This window comes from Variovorax paradoxus (assembly GCF_030815975.1).
GTDB classification, from domain to species: Bacteria; Pseudomonadota; Gammaproteobacteria; order Burkholderiales; family Burkholderiaceae_C; genus Variovorax; species Variovorax paradoxus_N.
The window spans coordinates 473,427-485,530 of the sequence record NZ_JAUSXL010000001.1 but is presented as its reverse complement, the minus strand read 5'-3'; the positions used below and the strand labels follow the sequence as shown (position 1 = coordinate 485,530).

General features: G+C 66.5%; 14 protein-coding genes. 12 read left to right on the top strand and 2 right to left on the bottom strand.

Going from position 1 to position 12,104, the window contains the following annotated elements:
* The first annotated feature begins 3 nt into the window (after positions 1-3).
* The 5 genes from QFZ47_RS02300 (at position 4) to QFZ47_RS02280 (ending at position 3,898) form a co-directional block, all read left to right on the top strand.
* On the top strand, positions 4-1,098 hold the full coding sequence (locus QFZ47_RS02300; RefSeq protein WP_307654081.1) for a LacI family DNA-binding transcriptional regulator: 1,095 nt from the start codon (positions 4-6) through the stop codon (positions 1,096-1,098).
* Positions 1,095-2,093 (top strand): hydroxyacid dehydrogenase, encoded by a 999-nt coding sequence (locus QFZ47_RS02295; protein ID WP_307654080.1) that lies wholly within the window; start codon positions 1,095-1,097, stop codon positions 2,091-2,093. The genes QFZ47_RS02300 and QFZ47_RS02295 overlap by 4 nt, the downstream gene beginning before the upstream one ends.
* Positions 2,090-2,914 (top strand): amidohydrolase family protein, encoded by an 825-nt coding sequence (locus QFZ47_RS02290; protein WP_307654079.1) that lies wholly within the window; start codon positions 2,090-2,092, stop codon positions 2,912-2,914. Before QFZ47_RS02295 ends, QFZ47_RS02290 begins: the two co-directional genes overlap by 4 nt.
* A gap of 197 nt (positions 2,915-3,111) precedes the next feature.
* Entirely contained in the window at positions 3,112-3,312 is a 201-nt protein-coding gene (locus QFZ47_RS02285; RefSeq protein WP_307654078.1) for a hypothetical protein, read from the top strand.
* A gap of 139 nt (positions 3,313-3,451) precedes the next feature.
* Complete coding sequence (locus tag QFZ47_RS02280; protein ID WP_307654077.1) at positions 3,452-3,898, top strand: SRPBCC family protein; 447 nt, start codon at positions 3,452-3,454, stop codon at positions 3,896-3,898.
* Positions 3,899-3,910: 12 nt separating this feature from the next.
* Here the strand turns inward: QFZ47_RS02280 and QFZ47_RS02275 are convergent, their stop codons facing one another.
* Positions 3,911-4,660: a TerC family protein gene (locus QFZ47_RS02275; RefSeq protein WP_307654076.1), complete on the bottom strand. Its 750-nt coding sequence runs from the start codon at positions 4,658-4,660 to the stop codon at positions 3,911-3,913.
* A gap of 194 nt (positions 4,661-4,854) precedes the next feature.
* On the opposite strand from QFZ47_RS02275, the gene QFZ47_RS02270 reads away from it, so the two are divergent.
* From QFZ47_RS02270 to QFZ47_RS02250, 5 genes are all read left to right on the top strand, one after another.
* Positions 4,855-5,223: a hypothetical protein gene (locus QFZ47_RS02270; protein ID WP_307654075.1), complete on the top strand. Its 369-nt coding sequence runs from the start codon at positions 4,855-4,857 to the stop codon at positions 5,221-5,223.
* Positions 5,224-5,283: 60 nt separating this feature from the next.
* Positions 5,284-5,691, top strand: coding sequence for a GNAT family N-acetyltransferase (locus QFZ47_RS02265; protein ID WP_307654074.1), 408 nt, complete (start codon positions 5,284-5,286; stop codon positions 5,689-5,691).
* 78 nt (positions 5,692-5,769) lie between these two features.
* On the top strand, positions 5,770-6,633 hold the full coding sequence (locus QFZ47_RS02260; RefSeq protein ID WP_307654073.1) for an alpha/beta fold hydrolase: 864 nt from the start codon (positions 5,770-5,772) through the stop codon (positions 6,631-6,633).
* 28 nt (positions 6,634-6,661) lie between these two features.
* Positions 6,662-7,084, top strand: a complete 423-nt coding sequence (locus tag QFZ47_RS02255) for a VOC family protein (RefSeq protein ID WP_307654072.1) — start codon at positions 6,662-6,664, stop codon at positions 7,082-7,084.
* 107 nt (positions 7,085-7,191) lie between these two features.
* Positions 7,192-8,322 (top strand): 3-deoxy-7-phosphoheptulonate synthase, encoded by a 1,131-nt coding sequence (locus tag QFZ47_RS02250; RefSeq protein ID WP_307654071.1) that lies wholly within the window; start codon positions 7,192-7,194, stop codon positions 8,320-8,322.
* 127 nt (positions 8,323-8,449) lie between these two features.
* Here QFZ47_RS02250 and QFZ47_RS02245 read toward each other — a convergent pair whose 3' ends face one another.
* A complete protein-coding gene (locus QFZ47_RS02245; RefSeq protein WP_307654070.1) occupies positions 8,450-9,391 on the bottom strand; it encodes a LysR substrate-binding domain-containing protein in 942 nt (313 codons plus the stop codon).
* 85 nt (positions 9,392-9,476) lie between these two features.
* On the opposite strand from QFZ47_RS02245, the gene QFZ47_RS02240 reads away from it, so the two are divergent.
* Together QFZ47_RS02240 and ggt are read left to right on the top strand one after the other, a co-directional pair.
* Positions 9,477-10,463: a Bug family tripartite tricarboxylate transporter substrate binding protein gene (locus tag QFZ47_RS02240; protein WP_307654069.1), complete on the top strand. Its 987-nt coding sequence runs from the start codon at positions 9,477-9,479 to the stop codon at positions 10,461-10,463.
* Between the two features lie 8 nt (positions 10,464-10,471).
* Entirely contained in the window at positions 10,472-12,088 is a 1,617-nt protein-coding gene (ggt, locus tag QFZ47_RS02235; RefSeq protein ID WP_307654068.1) for a gamma-glutamyltransferase, read from the top strand.
* Positions 12,089-12,104 lie beyond the last annotated feature (16 nt).

Below are 12,104 nucleotides of genomic sequence, written 5' to 3'. Positions count from 1 at the left end.
TTCATGACCACCATCCAGGACGTCGCCCGCCATGCCGCCGTGTCGGTGAGCACCGTGTCCAACGTGCTCAACGGCCGCACCGACCGCATGCGTGCGGAAACCCTGGCGCGCGTCGAGACGTCGATCCAGGCGCTGCAGTTCCGCCCCAGCAAGCTGGCCCAGCAGCTCAAGACCGGACAGACGCCGCTCCTGGGCCTGCTTGTGCCATCGATGGCGAACCCGATGTACGGCTACATCGCGCGCGAGATCGAAAGCGTGGCGCAGGAGCGCTTCGGCTTCAGGCTCCTGATCGGCAGCACCTACCGCGACCGGGAGAAGGAGAGCGCGTTCTTCGAGGACCTGCTGGCACACGGCGTGCGGCGCGTGATCGTGATCTCCTCGCTGGCCGACGAGCGCCACTTCGAGTCGGCGGTGGAGCGCGGCATGGCGGTGGTGAGCTACGACCGTGGCGCGACGCCGGGCAAGCCTTCGAAGGTGGGCCACGTGATGCCCGACAACTTCGAGGCCGCGCGCCTGGCCACGCAGCACCTGATCGACAAGGGCCACCGGCGCCTGGCCTTCGCCACCGTGGCCGGCATGACCATGAGCCGCAGCGCCAAGATCGACGGCTTCTTCGCCGCCGCCGAGGCCGCGGGCCTGCGTGCCGGCGCGCAGGTGCTCGACGGCGGCGCGCTCAACGAATACGGCGACTCGGTGATCGCCGAGGTCGGCCGCGCGACCGCTCTGCAGATCGCGGGCCTGCCCGAGCATCCGACCGGCATCGTCGCCCTCAACGACCTGATGGCGCTGGGGTTGATGGCGGGCCTGCGCGAAGCCGGCCTGCGCGTGCCGGAAGATGTTTCGGTGGTGGGCATCGACGGCCTGTTCCTCGCGACCGTGTCGAACCCGATGCTAACAACGGTGCAGCTGCCGGTGCGCGAGATGGCGCGCGCCATGGTCGAGCGCGTGATGCAGCACCCGGGCGAGGCCGGCGAGGACGAGCGCGAGCAGGTCTTCACCAGTGTCCAACTGATCGAGCGCGAGTCCGTCGCGCCGCCGCCCGCGGCCAGCCAGCCCCGCATCGCAAGAGGAACCAAGCCCGAGAAGGCAGCCCCATGACGACCGTTTTCGTGACCCACCCGGCCGACAAGCTGGCGCAGTACTTCGGCCCCAAGGCCACCCAGGCGCTGGAGGCGATCGCCGAAGTGCGCTTCAATCCCGAGGCGCACGAGCTCTCGACCCCCGAGCTGGTGGCCGCGGCGCAGGGCTGCGATGCGCTGATTGCGTACCGGCAGACGCCCGGCCCCGAATCGCTCTTTCGCGACTTGCCGCAGCTGGCCGCCTTCGTGCGCTGCGCGGTCGACATCCGCACCGTCGACGTCGAGGCCGCGAGCCGCCACGGCGTGCTGGTGACGCAGGCCAGCCCGGGCTTCGTGCCCGCTGTTGCCGAGTGGATCGTCGCCGCGATGGTCGATCTCGCCCGTGGCATCGGGCGCTACACCCATGCCTACCACCGCGGCGAGCCGCCGGCGCCCTTCATGGGCCGGCAGTTGCGCGCCTCGACGCTGGGCATCATCGGCTTCGGCGCCATCGGCCGTTACCTGGGCGATCTGGCGCAGGCCTTCGGCATGCGCGTGCTGGTCAACGATCGGCTGCCGATCGAGAAGCAGGCGATGCGCGAGCAGGTCCCGTTGCCGGTGCTGCTGGCGCAGTCCGACTTTGTCGTCTGCCTGGCGCCGGCCAACGGGCAGACCGAGAAACTCATGAACGCCGAAGCCTTCGCGGCCATGAAGCCGGGCGCCTTCTTCATCAATGCCGCGCGCGGCGAACTGGTCGACGACGAGGCCCTGCTCGCCGCGCTCGAATCCGGCCAGCTGGACGGTGCTGCGCTCGACGTCGGCCGCGCGCCCGACCAGATGCCCACGCCGGCGCTCGCGCGCCATCCGCGCGTCGTGGCCACACCGCACATCGGCGGGCTCACGCTGCCGGCGGTGGAGCACCAGGCGCTGGAGACCGTGTCCCAGATGGCCGCACTGATGCGCGGCGAGATGCCGCCCGGCGCCGTGAACGCGGCGCATGCCACGCGGATTGCCCAATGGAGGCTTGCCGCATGACGAATCCTCCCATTGCCTACGCCGGCGCCTGCGATTGCCACGTCCACATCTACGAAGACGCCTGGCCCCTCGCGCCCACCGCGACCTTCAAGCCGCCGCATGCGCCGGCCTCGGCCTACCGCGAAGTGCAGCAGGCGCTCGGCCTCACGCGCACCATCGTGGTCCAGCCCACGGGCTATGGCTTCGACAACCGCTGCACGCTGTCGGCGCTGGAGCACCTGGGCCCCGAGGCGCGCGGCATCGCGGTGGTGCCGCCCGAGGTGGCCGGCGACGAGCTCGAGCGCCTGCACCGGGCCGGCATCCGCGGCGTGCGCTTCATGATGCTGGCAGGCGGCCTGCTGCCTTGGCCCAGCCTGGAAAACATGGCCGCACGCATCGCGCCGCTCGCCTGGAACATCAACCTGCAACTCGACGGCCGTGCGCTGCCGCATCACATGGCCATGCTGGAGCGCCTGCCGGGCCGCTTCGTCATCGACCACATCGGCAAGTTTCTCGGACCCGCTGCGCTCGACGGCGAGGCCGTGGGCGCGCTCTGCCGCCTGCTCGACAAGGGCAACTGCTGGATCAAGCTGGCTGCGCCTTACGAGAGCTCGAAGAGCGGCCCGCCTGCGTACGCCGATGTGGTGCCACTCGCGCAGCTTCTGGCCCGGCGCTATCCCCAACGCTGCGTGTGGGCCAGCAACTGGCCGCATCCCAACGTCAAGCCCGAACCCTCCAACGCAGCCTTGCTGGACTGGGCACTGGCGCTTTGCGACAGCGAGCCCGCGCGCCGCGCGCTGCTGGTGGACAACCCGGCCGAGCTCTACGGCTTCGACACGTAGAGGAACGGCCCTTCCGGCGCGCGCAGCACGCGAATCCGCAGGATTCGCCGCGAAGTGCGCAAATTTGCACAGGATCCGCCACGGCCCTCCTGCGCGAAGTACCGCATTTGCCGGCGCGCGCTTGTAGGATCGCCGCCATCCCGGAAAGCATGCCCATGCGGCCAGCACCCCACCATTTCCCATCCGCCTCGCATCGAATGAAGCAAATCTGCGTCCATTGGCGTTCGAGCGTCGTCCACGACGAAGACGACGAGCACTGCGACGACGGCCTTTGGGTGCCTGCAACCCCGTCGGCGCAGAGGGAGGCCCGGGTGATCTGCGAGGTGCAGAACGCGATCCACGGGCCCGGGTCGCACTGGATCGAAGAGCGCGAGGCTCTTCTCATGTGCTCCGCCTGAGCCGCGCACGCAGGTCTACTGCGAACTTTCGGCCTCAAAAAAAATCTTCGCGCGGCGCTACAGTTCGCTGTCGATTTTCCGCAGCCTCGTTCGTCGTGCCAGTGGAGGGTCGTCCTCTGCACTTCAGGAGAACACAGCCATGGCTACCAACACCGTCCGCCTGCACCGCGTACTGCGCACCCCGCCCGAGCGGCTCTACCGCGCCTTCGTCGAGCCCGGCGCCTTCGAGCGCTGGCTGCCGCCATTCGGATTCACCGGCAAGGTCCACAGCATGGACCCCGTGGTCGGGGGTGCCTGGCGCATGTCCTTCACCGCCTTTGGCAGCGGCCACAGCCACTCGTTCGGCGGGAAGTACCTTGAACTGGTGCCTGGCCAGCGCATTGCCTACGACGCGAGCTTCGACGATCCCAACCTGCCGGGCACCATGAAGACCACCGTGACGCTGACCCCGGTGTCCTGCGGCACCGAGATGTCCGTGGTGCAGGAAGGCATTCCCGACGTGATTCCCGCCGAGATGTGCTACCTGGGCTGGCAGGAATCGCTTGTCGCGCTGGCCCAGCTGGTCGAACCGGACATCCCGGGCTGAAGGAGCCGGCGCTCAATCGCCCGGAATGTGCGGCGGATTCAGCTGCACGGCCTTGGCCGACTTCTTGCGCAGCCTGATGTTGAGCATCTCCACGGCCAGCGAGAACGCCATCGCGAAGTACACGTAGCCCTTGGGCACGTGGTGTCCGAAGCCCTCCGCGACAAGAACCACGCCCACCACCACCAGGAAGGCCAGCGCCAGCATCTTGATGGTGGGATGGTTCGAGACGAAGCGGCCGATCGGGCCGGCAAAAAGCATCATGAGCAGCACGGACACGATCACCGCGGCAATCATGACCCGCACGTCGTCCACCATGCCGACCGCGGTGATGATCGAGTCCAGCGAGAACACGAGATCGATGACCATGATCTGCAGGATGACCGACACGAAGGTGGCCTTGACGGCGCTGGGCTTCTCTTCGTGTCCGCCCTCCAGCGACTGATGAACCTCGCTCGTGCTCTTCCAGATCAGGAACAGCCCGCCCAGGATCAGGATCAGGTCCCGCCCCGAAATGTCCTTGCCGAGCACCGAGAAAAGCGGGGCGACCAGGCCCACGATCCAGGCAAGCACCAGCAGCAGCCCGATGCGCATGAACATGGCCATGAACAGCCCGACGCGGCGCGCAAGTTCGCGCTTGGCGGCCGGCAGCTTGTCGACCAGGATCGAGATGAAGATGATGTTGTCGATGCCCAGGACGAGTTCGAGCGCGGTCAGGGTCGCAAAGGCGATCCAGACCTGGGGATCCGTCAGCAGTTCAAGCATGGAAGATCTTTCGGCACGGCAACGCCGGCAAAAAAAACAGAAGTGTTGGACGCAGGAGTGAAGTCTGCCACGCGTCCTCCGGACGCTTTTCGCGTGACATCTTGAAATGTTCTTCACCGAAGCGATGTGTGCGATCTTGCGCGGCCGAACGTTGGAAGAGGCATCGGGAGCATTCCCATATCTCAGGAGACGAGATGACCTTTACTCGAACCGTTCTCAAGCTGGCTCTCTCGGGCACGATTGCCGCAGGCGCCCTTCTCGGCGCGGCCGCCGCCACCGCGGGCACCAGCTGGTCCATCGGCGTGTCGCTGCCCGGCGTGGTGGTGAGCGAACCGGCACCGGTGTACTACGAACCCGCGCCGGTGTATTCGCGGCCGGCCCCTGTCTACTACCAGCCGGCGCCGCCAGTGCGCTACCAGCCTCCCTCCTACGTTGCACCCGCGCCCGTCTATTACGAGCCGGGACCGAGCTGGGAAGAACGCCGCGCGGAGCGCCGTGAATGGCGCCGCCGCGAATGGGAGCGCCGCGAGCACTACCGCCACTATCGTGAAGACCGGGACTGATCGCAGTCGCACGAGCGGCTACAGTCGCCCTCGATGCCACTCAATTCTCGAGGAGCGGATATGCAGATTCGCAGCGCTGCGGCTTCCGATGCCGATGCCGTTCATCGCCTTCTCTCGGCCAACGGATGGGCACACCGGATCGCCGATGTCGAGCACCTCGGCCGGTTGATCTCGGCGTCGCAGCAGGCGGTGATTGCGTTGGCAGATGGTGACGAGATCGTCGGATTTGCACGCGCCACCGGCGATGGCATTTCGAACGGATACCTGTCGATGGTCGTGGTTGCCGAGCCGTTCCGCCGGCAGGGCATCGGGCAAGCGCTGGTCCGGCACATCCTGGGTTCGGAGACGGACATCACATGGGTGCTGCGGGCCGGCCGGCCGGGTGCCGCCGAGTTCTTTGCCAAGCTGGGCTTCAGCCCCTCGCCCGTTGCGATGGAGCGGCCGCGCAGCCAGCCTGCGGGCGAGTAAACGGCCTACAGGCGACTGCGGGCGAGGCTGATCAGCACGGGCTGCGCGAGGCCTACGGTGTTGCTCGAAGGAGCACGCATGGCACGCGAATCCACTCTCTCGATCGACGGCTTGACCCTTTCCTACCGCTCTGCCGGCGATCCGCGATCGCCGTGGCTGGTCTTGCTGCATGGCTGGCCGCAATCGAAATCGATCTACGACCCGGTGCTGGGCGAATTGGGAAAGGATGCCCATGCCGTCGCCTTCGACCTGCCCGGCATCAGCGGATCGCTTGGCGTGCCGGCTCCATCGCCGTGCGAGCTGCATGAACTCGCCGGCCTTCTGCTGCGCGCGGCCGAATCGCTGGGCGCGCATTCGATCGTGTTTGCGGGCGTGGACATCGGCGGCATGCTCGCCTTTGCAGCGGCCCGCGAGCACGGCACGCGCATCGCGGGCGCGGTGGTCATGAACACCGTCATTCCCGGCGTCGCGCCATGGTCGAGGCTCATTGCCGATCCCCGCATCTGGCACTTCGCGTTTCATGCGATACCGCAGCTGCCCGAACAGCTGGTGAGCGGGCGCGAGCGCGCCTATTTCGACTACTTCTACGACCTGCTCGCGGGCGACAGGCATGCGTTGACGGACGAGATCCGAAACGACTGGACGCGTGCCTATGAACGGCCCGAAGCATTGAAGGCCGGTTTCGATTGGTACCGGGCGCTGGAGAAAGCCGCGCAGCGCAACGCGCAGCCGGTCCGCATCGACACGCCCCTCCTGTACCTGCGCGGCGACGCCGGCGGCCGCGACATCGATGACTATGTGGAAGGCCTGCGCCAGGCCGGCGCCGCGAATCTGCGATCGCGGCTCATTCCCGGCAGCGGCGAGTACCTTCCTGTCGAAGCACCCGCTGCGACGTGCGAGGCGCTGCGGGCATTTCGCGCTGAACTCGGGCATGCGGCCTGATCGGCACATTGCTTTTCCGGAGACCTTCATGCAACCAAGAATCACCGTCATCACTCTCGGCGTCGAAGACCTCGAAAGAGCCGTCGCCTTCTACCGCGACGGGCTCGGTCTGCCCACTGACGGCATCGTGGGCGAGGAATTCGAAAACGGCGCCGTCGCCTTCTTCGACCTGCAGGACGGGCTCAAGCTCGCCGTGTGGCCGCGCTCGAGCATCGCGGCCGATGCCGGCCTTGCGCTGCGCGCGGGCGGGCCGCTTGAATTCACCCTGGGACACAACGTCGCGTCGAAGACCGAAGTGGACGCGGTGATGCAGCAAGCCTCAAAGGCCGGTGCCACCGTGGTGAAAACCGCGGCGGACACTTTCTACGGTGGTTACGCCGGCTACTTCATGGACCCGGACGGGCACCTGTGGGAGGCGGTCTACAACCCCCAGTTGCCGCCAAAAGGTTGAAGCTGCGCCGGCGCTTAGGCAATTCGGCCGCATCGCAATGCGCGTCGGCTGTGGAGGCCTTCGAGACGACAATCGAAGAAGCCCAGTACGAAACCACAGCCACCACCATGCCCCGCCTCGACGACCCTCTTCACGACGCCGAGATCGGCTCCCGCGACAGCACGCTCGACACCACCCGGATCGACGACGTGCGCATCGGGGCCGTCCGCCCGCTCATCACCCCTGCCTTGCTGCAGGAACGCGTGCCCGTGCGCGACAACACACTGGCGTTGGTCGAAGGCAGCCGCGCGGCGATCGCCGACGTGCTGCACGGCCGCGACGATCGGCTGGTGGTCGTGGTCGGCCCATGCTCCATCCACGACCACGACCAGGCCATCGAATATGCACAGCGCTTGAAAAGGGTCGCCGATTCGCTGCAGGACGACCTGCTGATCGTGATGCGCGCCTATTTCGAGAAGCCGCGCACCACCGTGGGCTGGAAGGGCTACATCAACGACCCGCACCTGGACGGCAGTTTCGCGATCAACGAAGGTCTGGAGCGCGCGCGGCGCCTGCTGCTCGAACTGACCACGCTGGGCCTGCCGACCGGCACCGAGTTCCTCGACCTGTTGAGCCCCCAGTTCATTGCCGACCTGATCGCCTGGGGGGCCATCGGCGCCCGTACCACCGAAAGCCAGAGCCATCGGCAGCTGGCCTCGGGCCTGAGCTGCCCGGTCGGCTTCAAGAACGGCACGGACGGCAGCGTCAAGGTCGCGGCCGATGCCATCCTCGCAGCGCGCGCGCCGCATGCCTTCATGGGCATGACCAAGATGGGCATGGCCGCGATCTTCGAGACGCGCGGCAACGACGACTGCCACGTGATCCTGCGCGGCGGCAAGACGCCCAACTATTCGGCCGCGGACGTCGCGACCAGCTGCGAAGCGCTGCTCGCGAACGGCCTGCGGCCGCAGGTGATGATCGACGTCTCGCACGGCAACAGCAGCAAGCAGCACCAGCGGCAGATCGTGGTCGCCGAAGACGTGGCCGCGCAGATCGCGGCCGGCGAGCGACGCATCACGGGCCTCATGATCGAGAGCCATCTCGAGGAAGGACGGCAGGACCTGTTGCCCGGCGCTGCGCTGAAGCACGGCGTCTCGATCACCGACGCCTGCATCGGCTTTGCCCAGACGGTGCCGGTGCTCGAGGGTCTGGCTTTGGCCGTCAGGGCGCGGCGGCGCCTGTCGAAACCACAAGATTGATTTCAGCCTGAACGTGCCGCGGCCGATGGCTCGACGCGTGCTCTGCCGCCGCATTCGAGAGAGGAAAAATCAGGTGGCAAGATTCAGGTAAGGCACGCTGCAGCGCCGGGAGCGCATGGCAATCCGGTCAGGAACCCGGCGATGCACGAAGATCCCGTGCCAGCTCGCGCATGCAGGACAGGAACTGAGTCATCTCGGGCTGCCGCTCGCTGTTCCTCGCGACGACGCCGACCGGGCCGAACCAGTCGCCCAGCGGCAGCACGTGCACCACCCCCAGGGCACCCAGGTGTTCGGCCAGAGACCCTGACCAGACCGCGACGTAGTCCGTTTGCCGCAGCAGCGACTCGACGGTGATGACGGAGCCGGTTTCCACTCGCGGCCGGATCCCTGCGCCTCCCCGGTCGAGCAGCGCGGCGTCCAGGCGCGCCCGCATCAGCGTGCCTGGCGGCGGCATGATCCAGGGATACGAAAAAAGGTCGGCCCAGTACACCTTCTTCTTGCGCGCCAGCGGGTGCCGCAGCCCGGTGATCACCGCCATGGAGTCTTCGAACAGTACTTCGTGGGACAGCCCGGGACCGTAGGCCCGTGTGTCGAGGCTGCCCACGATCAGATCCAGTTCGCGCTTTTCGAGGCCGTCCAGCAGGGCGGCCAGTCCGCCTTCGGTGATGCGAACCGAAACATCCGGGCGGAGTGCCTGGAATGAAGCAATCGCCCTCGGAACGATGTCTGCAATTCCGGCGGTGACACTGCCGACGTGGATGCTCGGCGCGGCACCTTCTGCAATCGATTCGAGCTCCTCCTGCGTGCGGGCCACGTCGCCCAGCACTCGCACGGCCAGCCTGCGCAGGGCGTGCCCGGCGGAGGTCAGTTCGATCCTGCGGCCCCGGGTGACCAGTTTGACACCGGTCATGGCCTCGAGGTCGGTGAGCCAGTGCGACATGGCGGACTGGGTCATGTGCATGCGCATCGCCGCCTCGGACAGCGTGCCGCTCTCCTGAAGGATCAGGAAGCACTCCAGATGGCGCACCTTGAGGCGCCGGGCCCACTGGATCGTGTCGATGCCACTCATGAGTGTTTACTCATATTTTCATCAGAAAGCTTCATTTGAACTGATCCCGTCTTCCAGCAAATAATCGAAAGCAAAGGATCAATGTATGAATATTTTCTCATTTCGCACAGCGCTGTGCGTCCTGCTTCTGCCCACCGTGGCGCTGGGTTCGGGTGCTGCATGGGGCCAGTCGAACTGGCCGCAGAAACCGATCAGGCTCGTGGTGTCCCAACAGGCGGGCGGCAATACCGACTCGATCGCACGGCTGTGGGCAGACAAGGTCGGAAAGATCCTGAACGCCACCGTGGTGGTCGAAAACAAGCCAGGCGCCGGTGGCGCGATCGCAGCACAGGCCGTGATTTCCCAGCCGGCGGATGGCCACACGCTGTTCCTGGCCGGCGTTTCGCAGATGGTGCTCAACAAGTTCGTCTACAAACCGCTCGCGTACTCGCCCGAGAAGGATTTTGCGGGCGTGGCGTTGCTCACGACGGTGCCCTTCGCATTGGTGGCCAACCCGGAAGCCGGGTTCAAGACTTTCGACCAACTCAAGGCTGCGGCGAAAGCCCGGCCGAACGCCATCAATTTCGCCTCCTCGGGCAACGGCAATTCGACGCAGCTGGTCGTCGAAATGATGCAGAAGCAGACCGGCATCTCGATGACCCACGTGCCATTCAAGGGCGAGCCCGACGGAGTCATGGCCACCGCCGCCGGGCAGACCCAGGTCATGGCCCCGGTGCTGAGCACCGCACTGCCTCTGGTCAGGTCCGGCAAACTGGTGCCGCTGGTGGTGTTGGGAGGCGAACGTTCGGCGGACCTTCCGGGCGTACCGACGGCCGCCGAGGTGGGCCTGAGCGGCTTCGAAAACATCGGCTGGAGCGGCATCGCGGCCAAGGCGGGCACGCCCGCGGCGATCATCGAAAAGCTCCATGCGGCAACGCAACGCATGCTGGACGACCCGGAGGTCGTGCGCAAGCTCGGCGACATGCAGGTGCGCCCGATGAAAGGGCCATCCACCGAACTCCTGCGTCTGACCGTCAAGGACACGGCGCGGTGGCAGGAAGCCATTGGCGGCCTGGACCTCAACGTCAAGTAGCCCGAACCATGATGAAGAAATCGATGGTCGTGTGCCCCCAGCCGGAAGCAGCGGAGGCCGGCATCGACGTGCTGCGCGCCGGCGGCAACGCCGCGGATGCGGCAGTCGCCTGCGCCTTCGCGCAGACCGTGGTGGATCCGTTGATGTGCGGCATCGCCGGCTTCGGTACAGCCGTGGTGTATCGACCTGGTGCCGCCGTGCACGAGTACATCGATTTCCACTCGCCCGCGCCCGGCAAGGCGCGAGCCGAGATGTGGGCCGACCTGCTCGAAGGCGAAACCCGGGACGGCTTCGGCTTCACGATCCGCGGGAGGCACAACGACCTGGGCTATCAGTCGATGTGCGTGCCTGCAACCCTGCTCGGCCTCAGGGAACTGCATGCCGCGCATGGCCGCATGCCCTGGGATGCCGTGCTGCAACCCGCCATCGAATGGGCGCGCGAAGGCTTCTTTGTCCGGCCCGCGATGCACGCCTTCTTCACGGACAAGCCGCTCGCGGGCCGCGCCAGCAATCTGGAGCGCCTGCATTTCACCGAGAGCGGAAGAGATTTCTTCTGCCAGGCTGACGGAAGTCCGAAGCCCATTGGAACGCCGATGCGCAATCCCGACTACGCGCGCCTGCTGGAGCGGATCGCGCGGGAGGGCATCGACATCTTCTACAGAGGCGATGTAGCGCAGCAAATGGTGGAGCACCTCGCCTCGAACGGCGGGTTGCTCACGCTGGAAGACCTGGACTCGCTCGCCGTTCGGCGCAACAAGCCGCTCGAAGGCCGCTACCGCGATCGCCGCATCACCACCAACCAGCCCCCGGGAGGCGGGGCGATGCTGCTGGAGATGCTCAACATCCTCGAGAACTTCGAGCTGGGCGGCATGGCGCACAACAGCGCGGAATACATGCGCATCCTGTGCGAGGCCATGAAGCAAGCCACGGTCGACAAGGACCGCTTCATCGGCGACCCGCTGTTCGTCGACGTGCCGCTGGATCGCATCCTGTCGAAGGCCTACGCAGAAGAAGTGGCGCAGGCGATCAGGGCTGGCACGAAGATCAACGTTCCCCGCCTGGATCTCGGTCCGCCGCCGCCGCGCGACACCACCCACCTTTCGGTTGTGGATGCCGAGGGCAACTGCGTTGCCATCACCCATTCGCTGGCGATGCCCTCCGGTGTCATGGCGCCGGGGCTGGGCTTCATGTACAACGGCGGCATGGGCGTTTTCGATCCCCGGCCAGGACGCACCGGAAGCATCGCTGCGGGCAAGTGCCGGTTCACTTCATCGTGCCCGAGCATCGTCTTCAAGCAGGACCAACCCGAGATCGTCCTGGGCGCGCCGGGCGGCACGCAGATCGCCATGGGTGTTCTGCAGGCCATTCTGAACGTCATCGATTTCGGCATGGACATGCAGCAGGCGGTGTCGGCGCCGCGCTTCTCGTCGACCAGCAACTTCGTCGATGTCAGCAACCGCATTCTTCGTTCGGTGACCCGCGAACTCACGGAGAAATACGGCTACGAAGTGGTCCGCAATCCTTTCGGCTACACGATCGCCTGGGTCCATGCGATCCGTTTGGTGGACGGCCGCCTCGAAGGCGGCGCGGACCCCGGCCGCGACGGCGTGGCATACGCAGTTTGAGCCGGGTCGACGAGCG

Excerpts from the sequence above, each read along its gene's own strand:
- QFZ47_RS02285 (WP_307654078.1), top strand. The coding sequence starts at position 3,112 with ATGAAGCAAATCTGCGTCCATTGGCGTTCGAGCGTCGTCCACGACGAA.
- QFZ47_RS02280 (WP_307654077.1), top strand. The coding sequence starts at position 3,452 with ATGGCTACCAACACCGTCCGCCTGCACCGCGTACTGCGCACCCCGCCC.
- QFZ47_RS02300 (WP_307654081.1), top strand. The coding sequence starts at position 4 with ATGACCACCATCCAGGACGTCGCCCGCCATGCCGCCGTGTCGGTGAGC.
- QFZ47_RS02265 (WP_307654074.1), top strand. The coding sequence starts at position 5,284 with ATGCAGATTCGCAGCGCTGCGGCTTCCGATGCCGATGCCGTTCATCGC.
- QFZ47_RS02290 (WP_307654079.1), top strand. The coding sequence starts at position 2,090 with ATGACGAATCCTCCCATTGCCTACGCCGGCGCCTGCGATTGCCACGTC.
- QFZ47_RS02275 (WP_307654076.1), bottom strand. The coding sequence starts at position 4,660 with ATGCTTGAACTGCTGACGGATCCCCAGGTCTGGATCGCCTTTGCGACC.
- QFZ47_RS02250 (WP_307654071.1), top strand. The coding sequence starts at position 7,192 with ATGCCCCGCCTCGACGACCCTCTTCACGACGCCGAGATCGGCTCCCGC.
- QFZ47_RS02240 (WP_307654069.1), top strand. The coding sequence starts at position 9,477 with ATGAATATTTTCTCATTTCGCACAGCGCTGTGCGTCCTGCTTCTGCCC.
- QFZ47_RS02260 (WP_307654073.1), top strand. The coding sequence starts at position 5,770 with ATGGCACGCGAATCCACTCTCTCGATCGACGGCTTGACCCTTTCCTAC.
- ggt (WP_307654068.1), top strand. The coding sequence starts at position 10,472 with ATGATGAAGAAATCGATGGTCGTGTGCCCCCAGCCGGAAGCAGCGGAG.
- QFZ47_RS02295 (WP_307654080.1), top strand. The coding sequence starts at position 1,095 with ATGACGACCGTTTTCGTGACCCACCCGGCCGACAAGCTGGCGCAGTAC.
- QFZ47_RS02255 (WP_307654072.1), top strand. The coding sequence starts at position 6,662 with ATGCAACCAAGAATCACCGTCATCACTCTCGGCGTCGAAGACCTCGAA.
- QFZ47_RS02270 (WP_307654075.1), top strand. The coding sequence starts at position 4,855 with ATGACCTTTACTCGAACCGTTCTCAAGCTGGCTCTCTCGGGCACGATT.
- QFZ47_RS02245 (WP_307654070.1), bottom strand. The coding sequence starts at position 9,391 with ATGAGTGGCATCGACACGATCCAGTGGGCCCGGCGCCTCAAGGTGCGC.